Origin of the sequence: unidentified bacterial endosymbiont (genome assembly GCF_918797525.1) — a bacterium.
In the GTDB taxonomy this organism is placed as follows: domain Bacteria; phylum Pseudomonadota; class Gammaproteobacteria; order Enterobacterales; family Enterobacteriaceae; genus Enterobacter.
Window position 1 is genome coordinate 3,161,020 of record NZ_OU963893.1, and the last position, 14,282, is coordinate 3,175,301.

Sequence of the window (14,282 nt, forward strand, 5' to 3'; positions counted from 1 at the left end):
CATGACTCAAACGTTTATCCCCGGCAAAGACGCCGCCCTGGAAGATTCCATCGCTCGCTTCCAGCAGAAACTGACCGACCTGGGCTTTAATATCGAAGAAGCCTCCTGGCTGAACCCGGTGCCTCACGTCTGGTCCGTGCATATTCGCGATAAAGACTGTGCACTGTGCTTTACCAACGGTAAAGGCGCGACGAAAAAAGCGGCACTGGCCTCGGCGCTGGGTGAGTATTTTGAACGTCTGTCGACCAACTATTTCTTCGCCGACTTCTGGCTGGGTGAAACCCTTGCGAACGGCCCGTTCGTTCATTACCCGAACGAAAAATGGTTCCCGCTGCCCGAAGACGACGAACTGCCTGAAGGCATTCTTGATCCGCGCTTACGCGCGTTTTACGCTCCAGAAAACGAGCTGACAGCAAGTATGCTCATCGACTTGCAGTCAGGTAACGAAGCACGCGGTATCTGTGCCCTGCCGTTCACTCGTCAGTCTGATGAGCAGACCGTCTATATTCCGATGAACATTGTCGGGAACCTGTATGTCTCTAACGGCATGTCCGCCGGTAATACCCGCAATGAAGCGCGCGTACAGGGTCTGTCTGAAGTTTTTGAGCGTCACATCAAAAACCGCATCATTGCCGAGTCCATCAGCCTGCCGGTGATCCCAACTGAGGTGCTGGCACGCTATCCAGGGGTGGTGGAATCTATCGCAAAACTGGAAGCCGAAGGCTTCCCAATCTTCGCGTATGACGGCTCGCTGGGCGGGAAATATCCGGTCATTTGCGTGGTGCTGTTCAACCCGGCTAACGGCACTTGCTTCGCCTCTTTTGGTGCACACCCGGACTTCGGCGTGGCGCTGGAGCGTACAGTGACCGAGCTGCTGCAGGGGCGGAGTCTGAAAGATCTCGACGTGTTCACCCCGCCAACCTTCGATGATGAAGAGGTCGCTGAGCATACCAACCTTGAAACCCACTTCATCGATTCCAGCGGCGCTATCTCCTGGGATATGTTTAAGCAGGACGCGGATTATCCGTTTGTGGACTGGAGCTTTGCCGGTACTACCGAAGAAGAGTTCGCCACCCTGATGGCTATCTTCACAGCGGAAGATCAAGAAGTCTATATTGCTGACTACGAGCACCTGGGCGTTTACGCTTGCCGCATTATTGTGCCTGGGATGTCCGATATTTATCCTGCTGAGGATCTGTGGCTGGCGAATAACAGCATGGGCGCACACCTGCGCGAAACGCTGCTGGTCTTGCCGGGTAGCGAGTGGGAGAAAGAAGAATATCTTAACCTGATAACCCAACTGGACGAAGAAGGCCACGATGATTTCACCCGCGTACGCGAGCTGCTGGGTCTGGCGACGGGTAAAGACAACGGCTGGTATACTCTGCGTATCGGCGAGCTGAAAGCCATGCTGGCGCTGGCGGGCGGCGATCTGGATCAGGCTCTTGCATGGACGGAATGGACCATGGAATTCAACCAGTCCGTCTTCTCTGCCGAGCGCACCAACTACTACCGCTGCCTGCAAACCTTTCTGCTGCTTGCTCAGGAAGAAGAACGAGAGCCGCTGCAATATCTGAATGCATTTGTACGTATGTACGGTGCCGACGCAGTAGAAGCGGCCAGCGCGGCACTGAGCGGTGAAGAACCGTTCTACGGCCTTCAGGCCGTCGATAGCGATTTGAAAGCCTTCCCGGCGCATCAGTCGCTGTTGAATGCTTATGAGAAACTGCAGAAAGCCAAAGCCGCTTACTGGTTAAAATAAGCGCACATCACAGTAGCGACAGTAGGCGTATTCACTCGCCTGGGCTATATTACGGGGCAATTTCATTGCCCCCTTTTTTATTTTTTCCCGCAATGACGTTCGATTGTAGTAATTAAGTTAAACATAGGTAAATATAATAATAGTTACCTGGGCTTTACTGTAACTTATTATGGGTAATACTCCATTTTAATTAACTGTTGCATGGAGGGCCCGGCGAAAAAATTCAACACTTTCGATAACTTTTAAAATTTATTTTTACAAGAATAATCAAAAACTTACACCGCACTTGCTGTAAAACCATACGCAATGCGGGCCTATAAGCCAGGCGAGATATGATCTATATCAATTTCTCTTCTATAATGCTTTGTTAGTATCTCGTCGCCGACTTAATAAAGAGAGAGTTAGTGTGAAAGCTGACAACCCTTTTGATCTAATACTCCCCGCTGCGATGGCCAAAGTTGCCGAAGAAGCAGGTGTCTATAAAGCAACGAAACACCCGATGACGACGTTCTATCTGGCGATCACGGCCGGTGTGTTCATCTCCATCGCTTTCGTCTTCTACATCACGGCCACCACCGGTACTGCTGCAATGCCTTATGGTATAGCGAAGCTGATTGGCGGTATCTGCTTCTCACTGGGTCTGATTCTTTGCGTCATCTGCGGCGCTGACCTCTTCACCTCAACGGTGTTGATTGTGGTCGCAAAAGCCAGTGGCAGAATTACCTGGGGGCAACTGGCGCGCAACTGGCTTAACGTCTATGTTGGTAACCTGGTTGGCTGTCTGCTCTTTGTTTTGTTGATGTGGCTCTCTGGCGAGTACATGACTGCCAACGGTGGCTGGGGGCTTAACGTCCTGCAGACCGCTGATCACAAAATGCACCATACATTTATTGAGGCTGTTGCTCTCGGCATCCTCGCAAACCTGATGGTCTGCCTGGCGGTCTGGATGAGCTACTCAGGTCGCAGCCTGATGGATAAAGCCATGATCATGATCCTGCCGGTTGCGATGTTTGTGGCCAGCGGCTTCGAACACAGTATCGCAAACATGTTCATGATTCCTATGGGTATTGTTATCCGCAACTTTGCGAGCCCGGAGTTCTGGACTGTTGTTGGTTCAGCCCCGGAAAATTTCTCTCACCTGACTATTATGAATTTCATTACTGATAACCTGATTCCTGTCACTATCGGGAACATTATCGGTGGGGGTTTATTAGTTGGGTTGACATACTGGGTCATTTACCTGCGTGGCGGCGACCATCATTAAGGGTTGTCTCAGGCAGTAAATAAAAAATCCACTTAAGAAGGTAGGTGTTACATGTCCGAGCTTAATGAAAAGTTAGCCACAGCCTGGGATGGTTTTGCGAAAGGTGACTGGCAGAATGAAGTAAACGTACGTGACTTCATTCAGAAAAACTATACCCCGTATGAAGGTGATGAATCCTTCCTGGCTGGCGCAACTGACGCGACCACCACCCTGTGGGATAAAGTAATGGAAGGCGTTAAACTGGAAAACCGCACTCACGCGCCAGTTGACTTCGATACCTCTGTTGCATCCACCATCACCTCCCACGATGCTGGCTACATCAACAAAGCCCTTGAGAAAATCGTGGGTTTGCAAACTGAAGCGCCGTTGAAACGTGCGATCATTCCGTTTGGCGGTATCAAAATGGTTGAAGGTTCCTGCAAAGCGTATGACCGCGAGCTGGACCCAATGCTGAAAAAAATCTTCACCGAATACCGCAAAACCCACAACCAGGGCGTATTCGATGTTTACACCAAAGACATTCTGAACTGCCGTAAATCTGGCGTTCTGACCGGTCTGCCAGATGCATACGGCCGTGGCCGTATCATCGGTGACTACCGTCGCGTTGCGCTGTACGGTATCGATTTCCTGCTGAAAGACAAATACGCACAGTTCGTTTCCCTGCAGTCTGACCTGGAAAACGGCGTGAACCTGGAAGCGACTATCCGTCTGCGTGAAGAGATCTCTGAGCAGCATCGTGCGCTGGGCCAAATCAAAGAAATGGCGGCTAAATACGGCTGCGATATCTCTGGTCCTGCGACCAACGCTCAGGAAGCTATTCAGTGGACCTACTTCGGCTACCTGGCCGCGGTTAAGTCTCAGAACGGCGCAGCAATGTCCTTCGGTCGCGTATCCACCTTCCTGGACGCCTACATCGAACGTGACATCAAAGCCGGTAAAATCACCGAGCAAGACGCTCAGGAAATGATTGACCACCTGGTCATGAAACTGCGTATGGTTCGTTTCCTGCGTACTCCTGAATACGATGAGCTGTTCTCCGGCGACCCAATCTGGGCAACTGAATCTATCGGTGGTATGGGTGTAGATGGCCGTACTCTGGTAACCAAAAACAGCTTCCGCTTCCTGAACACCCTGTACACCATGGGGCCTTCTCCGGAGCCGAACATCACCGTTCTGTGGTCTGAAAAACTGCCTCTGAACTTCAAGAAATTCGCCGCTAAAGTGTCCATCGACACCTCTTCTCTGCAGTACGAGAACGATGATCTGATGCGTCCGGACTTCAACAATGATGATTACGCTATCGCATGCTGCGTAAGCCCGATGGTTGTTGGTAAACAAATGCAGTTCTTCGGTGCGCGTGCAAACCTGGCGAAAACCATGCTGTACGCAATCAACGGCGGCGTTGATGAAAAACTGAAAATGCAGGTTGGTCCTAAATCTGAACCAATCAAAAGCGATGTTCTGAACTTCGACGAAGTTATGGACCGTATGGATCACTTCATGGACTGGCTGGCGAAACAGTACGTCACTGCGCTGAACGTGATTCACTACATGCATGACAAGTACAGCTACGAAGCCTCTCTGATGGCGCTGCACGACCGTGACGTCGTTCGCACCATGGCATGTGGTATCGCAGGTCTGTCCGTTGCAGCTGACTCCCTGTCTGCAATCAAGTATGCGAAAGTTAAACCGATTCGCGACGAAGACGGCCTGGCGGTAGACTTCGAAATCGAAGGCGAATACCCGCAGTTTGGTAACAACGACGCTCGCGTTGATGATATGGCGGTTGATCTGGTAGAACGTTTCATGAAGAAAATTCAGAAACTAACCACTTACCGTAACGCTATCCCAACGCAGTCTGTTCTGACCATCACCTCTAACGTTGTGTATGGTAAGAAAACCGGTAACACCCCAGACGGTCGTCGTGCTGGCGCGCCATTCGGACCAGGTGCTAACCCTATGCACGGTCGTGACCAGAAAGGTGCCGTTGCCTCTCTGACCTCCGTTGCGAAACTGCCGTTTGCTTACGCTAAAGATGGTATCTCTTATACCTTCTCTATCGTGCCAAATGCGCTGGGTAAAGACGACGATGTGCGTAAAACCAACCTCGCCGGTCTGATGGATGGTTACTTCCACCATGAAGCGTCCATCGAAGGTGGTCAGCACCTGAACGTGAACGTAATGAACCGTGAAATGCTGCTTGATGCGATGGAACACCCTGAGAAATATCCTCAGTTGACCATCCGCGTATCGGGCTACGCAGTACGTTTTAACTCCCTGACCAAAGAACAGCAGCAGGACGTTATCACTCGTACTTTCACGCAGTCCCTGTAATGGGAGTTGACTGAAATCACACGTTAAAAAGCGTATAATAAAGGCTCCACGCAAGTGGGGCCTTTTTAGCTCTCCCCCAGTCTCTTTTGTCCGCTATCTATACGTATGGATAACAGCCAAAACAGACTAAGAGCCACCCCATCAGGTGGGTTTGGTTCGTAAACACAGCCGGTTTGAGCTGTGCATACTCAGGCCCCGGACGGGCCGAAGCTGGAGATGTCACCGCAATGTCAATTATTGGTCGTATTCACTCCTTTGAATCCTGTGGCACCGTTGATGGCCCGGGGATCCGCTTTATTACCTTCTTCCAGGGCTGCCTGATGCGCTGCCTGTACTGCCACAACCGTGATACATGGGATACGCACGGCGGAAAAGAAGTGGCCGTCGAGGATTTGATGAAAGAGGTGGTGACCTATCGCCACTTTATGAACGCGTCCGGCGGCGGCGTGACCGCCTCAGGCGGCGAAGCAATCCTTCAGGCCGAGTTTGTCCGCGACTGGTTCCGCGCCTGCCGAAAAGAAGGCATTCACACCTGTCTCGATACTAACGGTTTTGTCCGTCGTTACGATCCAGTGATTGACGAACTGCTTGAAGTAACCGATCTGGTGATGCTCGATCTCAAACAGATGAACGATGAGATCCACCAGAATCTGGTTGGCGTCTCCAACCATCGTACGCTGGAATTCGCGAAATATATCGCCGACAAAGGCATCAAAACCTGGATCCGCTATGTGGTTGTACCAGGCTGGTCAGATGATGATGATTCAGCGCATCGCCTGGGCGAATTTACCCGCGACATGGGCAACGTCGAAAAAATTGAGCTTCTGCCCTACCACGAGCTGGGTAAACATAAATGGGTGGCGATGGGCGAAGAGTATAAGTTGGATGGCGTGAAACCGCCGAAAAAAGAGACAATGGAACGCGTCAAAGGCATTCTTGAGCAGTACGGCCACAAGGTCATGTATTAAAAAATCCCGGCGAATTCGCCGGGATTTTTATATCAGGCATGTGCCACTGGCGTGCGGTGCTCGCCGGCTTTTCGCAGCAACATAAGCAGATAAATAAACGACACGCTGGCAATCATAATAAACAGCAGGTTGTCAGAAAAGTTTTGCATCAGCATGGCGGTAAACGTCGGCCCCAGCAAACTGCCGATAGTATAGCTCAGCAATAATGCCTGGTTCATCGCCACCAGTTGATGATGCTCGACTTTCTCACAGGCCCACGCCATCGCTACCGGGTAGAGCGTAAAGCCTGCCGCCCCCAGAATAAACAGTGCCGGGGCCATCGCCGCGCTGCTCAGCATCGCCAGACACCCGATAATGACCACAAAGACCTGCACGCGCAGTACCAGCAGGCGACCAAAGCGGTCCGCCAGGCGGCCGATTGGCCACTGTCCGACAATGCCGGCGCTGACCATCACCGCCATCCAGAAGCCAATGCCGGAATCGCTTACGCCCTGATGATTAAGATAAAGCGGCATTAGCCCGTAGAGCGAGCCCAGCACAATCCCGGAGATAATACAGCCATTAACCCCCAGACGTGCCTGACGCAGTCTGAGCATCGGCCAGATGTGCGTCGCTTCCTGATGTTCGCTGTTCTGGTTTACAATACGCGTAAAGAGCAGCGGCAGAATAGCAGCCAGCACCATACCCGTGACCCACGGCAGCACGCTCATCAGTTCGGTCGGCAGTTTACTGACCATCAGTTGACCGAGCACGGTCCCGACATAATAGACCATCATGTAAGCTGCCAGCAGGCGCCCGCGATTGTGGGAAGTACCACTGCACATCAGGGCGCTTTCAACCACCACCCAGATCATTGCGCAGCCTACGCCCGCAATAAAGCGCCAGACCATCCAGCTCCAGAAGCCGACCATCAGGCCCAGGCCTGCACATCCCATGGCGAACATCAACGATGCCAGATAATAGCTGCGGTTAAAACCGAAGCGTTTTATCAAGCTCCCGGTTAATAATGTCCCCAGCAGGTTGCCGCTAAAAAAGGAGGAGCTAACCATACCCACCTGCCAGGTCGGTAAGTTTTCATGGGCGAGCCACAGCGGGACGAGCGTATTTAACACCGCGATCGCCAGGGTCAGCAGAAGCAGGCCACAGAGCAAAAGCAGCACTGGCCGGGTATAGATGGTCATGGATTAAAAACCGTGAGGAAGTAGTGATTTCGTGCGCATCATGCCACCGGTAAAATCAAAGTCAATCCACCCTTTTAGCCGGTACGCACAATATGTGCCGTGTCGATTTAAAAAACTAATCCTGCTAATGCAACGCCTGCTATTTATATAACTTATCTGTTTGTTTTTATTTATTTCCAGACAATGTGAAAGCCAAACGACAGTCGAAAAATTTCATGAATGAAAAAAAGCCGGGCACGAAGTCCTGGCGTGAAATAAAAAGTCAGCCTTAACTGGCGACGGCCATGCCAGCGGTCATATGCAGACCGTAAAACACCCCGCGACCTATCAGTTCCCCCGCCAGCACCAGCACAAAAGCCAAAGACAGTGCGTCGCTGGCAATTTCGTTGCTGAGTGAAGAGGCCCCTACGGGATTCAGGGAGTTGAACGCGCGCGCAGAAGACCCGGGGTGCAGGGTCGAGGCAACAAAGCCAATCTCCCTCAGCGGCCATTCATACCATCCACTTCCCTTCTCACACCTCCATCGGGTTTGCCGGTAGCACCTGTAGGGTGGCTGTTGGCGTTCGGTTTACTCACCATGTTTGGCTGCGTACAATAGACGGACGGCAGCATTGCGACGGCGGCCAGCTCGCAGGTTTTGCACCCGGTGCACCGGCTGGAATCAATTTAAAATTCATATTGGTTTGTCCTCGGTTACTCCTTACGCCTTTTCCACCTGGACGAGATTGGTGTGGGACGGGTTGCCTTTCGCCAGCGGTGACGGGCGCTGCGTGGTCAGAACGTTTATACTGCCAGCCTGGTCGATGCGGTTCGCATCCGGGCTATACCAGGCCCCTTCCCCCAGCGCGACCACCCCAGGCATCATGCGCGGCGTTACTTTGGCTTCGATATGCACCTCCCCACGCCCGTTAAAGATGCGCACACGGTCACCATTGCTGATCCCACGCGCCTTCGCATCCATCGGGTTGATCCACATCGCCTGCCGACACGACGCTTTCAGCACATCAACGTTGCCGTAGGTCGAGTGAACGCGCGCCTTATAGTGGAAACCGGTTAGCTGTAGCGGGAATTTTTCCGTCAGCGGATCGTTGTAGTTTTCAAAGCCCGGCGTATAGATTGGCAGCGGATCGATAACATCCCCATCCGGCAGTTCCCATGTAGCCGCAATGTTCGCCAGCTCTTCGGAGTAGATCTCAATTTTGCCCGACGGCGTAGTCAGCGGATTAGCCTCGGGATCTTCCCGGAAAGCTTTGTACGCCACGTGGTGCCCTTGCGGATCGCGCTGCTTGTAGATCCCCTGCTTGCGGAAGGTATCAAAATCAGGCAGATCGGGGATTGCCCGGCGGGTAATTTCATGCAGATGGCGCATCCACCCTTCCTGGGTACGTCCCTGTGTGAAGGGCTGCTCCACGCCAAGACGTTTTGCCAGATCAGAGGTCATCTGATAGATGGTTTTGCACTCGAAGCGCGGTTTGATGGCGCGATCGGTGAAGATAACGTAAGACATGTTGCCGCAGGAGGCATCCAGCGCGAAGTCCATCTGCTCGGAGGCGGTGCAGTCCGGCAGCAGGATGTCGGCATATTTCGCCGATGAGGTCATGTGGCAGTCAATCACCACAATCATCTCGCATTTCTTGTCATCCTGCAGGATATCGTGGGTGCGGTTGATATCAGAATGCTGGTTGGTGAGGCAGTTACCGGCATAGTTCCAGATCATCTTGATTGGGACAGCCAGTTTGTCTTTGCCGCGCACACCGTCGCGCAACGCGGTCATTTCCGGGCCACGCGCAATCGCATCCGTCCACATGAACATGGAGATGCTGGTCTGAACCGGGTTGTCCAGCGTTGGCATGCGTTCAAAGGGCAGCGAACAGGAGCCTTCACGCGCGCCGGAATTACCGCCATGAACACCGACGTTGCCGGTCAGGATTGAGAGCATTGAGATGGCGCGAGTCACGATTTCGCCGTTAGCATGCCGCTGCGGTCCCCAACCCTGGCTGATAAAAGCAGGTTTCGCCGAGCCGATGTCGCGTGCAAGTTGAATAATACGTTCCGCCGGGATCCCGGTGATCGTGGAGGCCCATTGCGGGGTCTTTGCCACACCGTCGCTGCCCTGACCCAGAATATACGCTTTGTAATGCCCGTTAGCTGGCGCACTGGCTGGCAGAGTTTTCTCGTCATAACCGACGCAGTATTTATCGAGGAACGGCTGATCGACGAGATTCTCGACGATCATAACCCACGCCAGCGCGCTAACCAGCGCCGCGTCGGTCCCTGGACGGATGGGGATCCATTCATCTTCGCGCCCTGCCCCGGTATCGGTATAGCGCGGATCGATGATGATCATGCGGGCATGCGATTTTGCCCGCGCCTGTTCCAGATAATAAGTCACCCCGCCGCCGCTCATGCGCGTTTCGCCGGGGTTATTGCCGAACAACACCACCAGTTTACTGTTCTCAATGTCGGAGGGGCTGTTACCGTCTGCCCAGCCACCGTAGGTATAGTTGAGTCCAGCAGCAATCTGCGCGGAAGAGTAGTCACCGTAGTGATTAAGATAACCCCCGCAGCAGTTCATCAGACGCGCGATCAGCGTTTTACCCGGCGGCCAGGAGCGTGTCAGGGTGCCACCAAGCGTACCGGTGCCGTAGTTGAGGTAGATAGATTCGTTACCGTAGTCTTTAATCAGGCGCTGCATATTGGTGGCGATGATGTCGTAGGCTTCGTCCCAGCTGATACGCTCGAATTTCCCTTCCCCTCGCTTACCGACGCGCTTCATCGGATATTTCAGACGATCCGGGTTATAGACGCGGCGACGCATTGAGCGGCCACGCAGACAGGCGCGTACCTGGTGTAACCCTTCGTAGCTATCATCACCGGTATTATCGGTTTCGACATATTTAATTTCGCCATCCACTACGTGCATCCGCAATGGACAACGACTGCCACAGTTTACGGTACAGGCACTCCACACCACTTTTTCCGGTTCAGTGGCCGGGGACAGAGCATTCGCCGCAGACGCCAGCCGGGTAAAAGGAAGCGTGAAGGCGCTACTGGCCACCGCCAGTCCGCTGATTGTCGTCGTTTTCATCAACCCACGGCGAGTGACCCCGGCAGCCATTAACGCTTCAGGCGCGTTGATTTTCATAGAGATTTGGTTGCTCACACAGAAAAGAGAAGCGGCGCAAGCCGCTATGGCGTTTTATGCTACCCATTATTTAAAGGAGTATTACTCCTTTAGAGGGAGGAGGTATTGCTTCTCATCAAATCCCGGGCGTAAAAAAAGCGCCCTGAGGCGCTTTTGTGTGTAAGGCAACGATTAGCCGATGTACTGCTGACCTTTCATGTAAGGACGCAGCACTTCAGGGATCTCGATACGGCCATCAGCCTGTTGGTAGTTTTCCAGCACCGCAACCAGCGTACGACCCACCGCCAGACCAGAACCGTTCAGGGTATGAACCAGACGGATTTTCTTGTCGGATTTACTGCGACAGCGAGCCTGCATACGACGCGCCTGGAAATCCCAGACGTTAGAGCAGGAAGAAATTTCACGGTAGGTATTCTGCGCCGGAACCCAGACTTCGAGGTCGAAGGTTTTGCAGGCACCAAAGCCCATATCCCCGGTGCACAGCGCCATACGACGGTACGGCAGGCCGAGCAACTCCAGCACTTTCTCGGCGTGGCCGGTCATCTCTTCCAGCGCGTCCATCGACTCTTCTGGACGAACGATTTGCACCATTTCAACTTTGTCGAACTGGTGCATACGGATCAAACCACGGGTGTCACGACCGTAAGAACCCGCTTCAGAACGGAAGCACGGAGAGTGCGCCGTCAGCTTAATCGGCAGATTGTCTTCGTCGATGATCTCGTCACGCACGAGGTTGGTCAGCGGCACTTCCGCCGTTGGGATCAGCGCGTAGTTGCTGCTGTCTGCTTCCTCGTCCAGCGGACGCGTGTGGAACAGATCGCCGGCAAACTTTGGCAGCTGGCCGGTGCCGTACAGCGTATCGTGGTTGACCAGATACGGAACGTAGGTTTCGCTGTATCCATGCTGCTCGGTATGCAGATCCAGCATGAACTGCGCCAGTGCGCGGTGCAGGTGGGCAATCTGGCCTTTCATCACCACAAAGCGAGAGCCGGTCAGCTTAACCGCCGCGGCAAAGTCGAGGCCCGCGTGCATTTCACCCAGCGTGACGTGGTCGCGAACCTCGAAGTCGAACGCGCGAGGCGTGCCCCAGCGCTTCACTTCAACGTTGTCGTTTTCGTCTTTGCCGACAGGTACGCTGTCGTCAGGCATGTTCGGAATAGCCAGGGCGATATCACGGATCTCGGCCTGAAGAACCTCCAGCTCGGCTTTCGCCTGATCCAGCTCTTCACCCAGTTTGTTCACTTCCAGGCGTAATGGCTCAATGTCTTCTCCGCGCGCTTTCGCCTGGCCAATGGACTTCGATCGAGAGTTACGCTCTGCCTGCAGATTTTCAGTTTGTACCTGCAGAACTTTACGACGCTCTTCAAGAGTGCGCAGCTTATCTACATCCAGCTTAAAGCCCCGGCGTGCCAGTTTGTCAGCGACTGCGTCTGGCTCATTACGCAGCAGATTGGGATCGAGCATGCTTATCCTGTGCTTATCGAATTAAAATAGGAAAATGTGACCACAGCCTGCGGCCACAAGGATATTACGCCAACATTACCGCAACGATCGCTCTAACGGTAGCGTTTTATAGGGCTATTTTGATCCTGTCCGGTAAGCCAGGCGAGCTTTTCGCCAATCTTACCCTCAAGACCTCTGTTTGTGGGGTGATAATAGCGGGTTTGTGCCATCTCCTGCGGGAAATACTCCTCCCCGGCGGCATAGGCATTGGGCTCATCATGGGCGTAGCGGTACTGCTGCCCATAGCCCATCTCTTTCATCAGTTTGGTTGGCGCATTGCGCAGATGGACCGGAACATCGTAGTCCGGACGATCCCGCGCGTCAGACAGCGCCGCCTTAAAGGCGGTATAAACGGCATTACTTTTCGGTGCACACGCCAGATAAACAATCGCCTGAGCAATGGCACGCTCGCCTTCTGCAGGGCCGACGCGGGTAAAACAGTCCCAGGCCGAGATTGCGACCTGCATGGCACGCGGGTCGGCATTGCCCACATCCTCAGAGGCAATGGCCAGACAGCGACGCGCCACGTACAGCGGATCGCCGCCTGCGGTAATAATGCGTGCATACCAGTAAAGCGCCGCGTCTGGCGCACTGCCGCGCACGGATTTATGCAGGGCGGAAATCAGATCGTAAAAACGGTCGCCTTTGTTATCGAAACGCGCGCTACGTTCACCCGCAATTTCAGTGAGCAGTTCAGGTTTCAGCACTCGCTTGCCGGCATCATCCAGTTCGGCCATGTCGGCCATCATTTCGAGCGTATTCAGTGCCCGACGCGCATCGCCGTTGACCAGCTCCGCGATCGCACGACGCGTCTCGTCCAGCAGAACGATATCCTGCCCGCCGTAACCACGCGCGTTATCATCCATCGCCTGAGTGAGGATCTTTTCAATGTCTTCAGTGATTAGTGATTTAAGCAGATAAACGCGCGCGCGCGAAAGCAACGCCGAGTTCAGCTCAAAGGATGGGTTTTCAGTCGTTGCGCCGATGAAAAATATCGTGCCATCTTCAATGTGCGGCAGAAAAGCATCCTGCTGGCTTTTATTGAAGCGATGAACCTCATCCACAAACAGGATGGTCCGGCGTCCGGCATTGCGGTTCTGTCGGGCGCGCTCAATGGCCTCACGGATCTCTTTAACGCCGGACGTGACCGCCGAGAGACGTTCAACATCGGCATTAGCGTAGCGGGCGATCACTTCAGCGAGGGTGGTTTTACCGGTTCCGGGCGGGCCCCAGAGGATCATGGAGTGCAGATGCCCCGCTTCAATAGCGCGCGGCAAAGGCTTGCCCGCAGCCAGCAGGTGCTGCTGGCCGATATACTGGGCTAAATTTTCTGGCCGCATACGCGCGGCCAAAGGTTGAAATGCATTCTCTGAAAAATCAAGCGACAGGTTGCCCACGCACGCCTCTTACTTACGTTGGTCGTCCACCGTTACGCCCTGTGGCGGGGTAAAGGTGAATTTCGATGCATCAATAGCGCCATTCTGCTGCGTTTTGAGCTGATAGCTGCTGCGCTGACCATCCTGCTCAACCGCACCGAACTGATTGATGGTCCCGTTGCTGCTCACGTTAATGGTGAACTGCTTGAGATTGCCGTTACTGTCTTTCGGCGTCAGGACAAATTCATCACCGTTCTGTTTAATGTTGTACTGCTGCCAGTCGCTGGACTGGTTACGGGCAATCAGCATAAAGGGCGTATTGCTGGTCGCATCGTTCAGCCAGGTCGCCGTTGCCTGCTCAACAAAGGGGTTGAAGAACCACAGAGTTCTGCCGTCAGACACCAGGATGCTTTCATCCGGCTGGGTCATATGCCAGTTAAACAGATTCGGGCGTTTCACCCACAAGTCGCCCTGACCTTCCTGCACCGCGTTGCCGCTGCCGTCCGTCACCTTTTGCGTGAAGCTGGCGTGGAAGCTGCTGACTTTATCCAGTCGGTTTTTAAGGTCGCTGGCTGCATCAGCCCAGACGCTAGTGGCGACAAAACTGGTGAGTAATGCACAGGCGATTGCGATTTTTTTCATCGTTATTCCTTAAAATACGTCTTCCCGATATGGGGGTTACGTGTTCTATTCTGGACCTGCCCACAGGCAGGCGACAGAAGAATATGCTTAATTTTTCCTGATTTACC

The 14,282-nt window shown here is 53.5% G+C and carries 10 protein-coding genes; 4 read left to right on the top strand and 6 right to left on the bottom strand.

What is annotated here, in order from left to right:
- Position 1: 1 nt before the first annotated feature.
- The 4 genes from ycaO to pflA all read left to right on the top strand — a co-directional run bounded on the left by ycaO (position 2) and on the right by pflA (position 6,328).
- Positions 2-1,762, top strand: a complete 1,761-nt coding sequence (ycaO, locus tag NL510_RS15070; protein WP_253377938.1) for a 30S ribosomal protein S12 methylthiotransferase accessory factor YcaO — start codon at positions 2-4, stop codon at positions 1,760-1,762.
- Positions 1,763-2,168: 406 nt separating this feature from the next.
- The gene (gene focA, locus NL510_RS15075; protein ID WP_253377939.1) at positions 2,169-3,026 is read left to right on the top strand and encodes a formate transporter FocA; all 858 of its coding nucleotides are present in this window, start codon (positions 2,169-2,171) and stop codon (positions 3,024-3,026) included.
- 51 nt (positions 3,027-3,077) lie between these two features.
- A complete protein-coding gene (pflB, locus tag NL510_RS15080) occupies positions 3,078-5,360 on the top strand; it encodes a formate C-acetyltransferase (RefSeq protein WP_253377940.1) in 2,283 nt (760 codons plus the stop codon).
- 227 nt (positions 5,361-5,587) lie between these two features.
- Positions 5,588-6,328 carry a pyruvate formate lyase 1-activating protein gene (gene pflA, locus NL510_RS15085; protein ID WP_119934860.1) on the top strand — a complete coding sequence of 247 codons (741 nt, stop codon included), beginning with the start codon at positions 5,588-5,590 and terminating at the stop codon, positions 6,326-6,328.
- A gap of 32 nt (positions 6,329-6,360) precedes the next feature.
- Here the strand turns inward: pflA and NL510_RS15090 are convergent, their stop codons facing one another.
- From NL510_RS15090 to lolA, 6 genes are all read right to left on the bottom strand, one after another.
- The gene (locus NL510_RS15090) at positions 6,361-7,509 is read right to left on the bottom strand and encodes an MFS transporter (protein ID WP_253377941.1); all 1,149 of its coding nucleotides are present in this window, start codon (positions 7,507-7,509) and stop codon (positions 6,361-6,363) included.
- A gap of 268 nt (positions 7,510-7,777) precedes the next feature.
- On the bottom strand, positions 7,778-7,993 hold the full coding sequence (locus NL510_RS23060) for a DmsC/YnfH family molybdoenzyme membrane anchor subunit (protein ID WP_436299138.1): 216 nt from the start codon (positions 7,991-7,993) through the stop codon (positions 7,778-7,780).
- Between the two features lie 216 nt (positions 7,994-8,209).
- The gene (gene dmsA / locus NL510_RS15105; protein WP_253377942.1) at positions 8,210-10,654 is read right to left on the bottom strand and encodes a dimethylsulfoxide reductase subunit A; all 2,445 of its coding nucleotides are present in this window, start codon (positions 10,652-10,654) and stop codon (positions 8,210-8,212) included.
- A 171-nt stretch (positions 10,655-10,825) separates the two neighbouring features.
- Complete coding sequence (gene serS, locus NL510_RS15110; RefSeq protein ID WP_253377943.1) at positions 10,826-12,118, bottom strand: serine--tRNA ligase; 1,293 nt, start codon at positions 12,116-12,118, stop codon at positions 10,826-10,828.
- Positions 12,119-12,210: 92 nt separating this feature from the next.
- On the bottom strand, positions 12,211-13,554 hold the full coding sequence (rarA, locus tag NL510_RS15115; RefSeq protein WP_253377944.1) for a replication-associated recombination protein RarA: 1,344 nt from the start codon (positions 13,552-13,554) through the stop codon (positions 12,211-12,213).
- Positions 13,555-13,563: 9 nt separating this feature from the next.
- The gene (gene lolA / locus NL510_RS15120; RefSeq protein WP_253377945.1) at positions 13,564-14,175 is read right to left on the bottom strand and encodes an outer membrane lipoprotein periplasmic chaperone LolA; all 612 of its coding nucleotides are present in this window, start codon (positions 14,173-14,175) and stop codon (positions 13,564-13,566) included.
- Between the last annotated feature and the right edge of the window lie 107 nt (positions 14,176-14,282).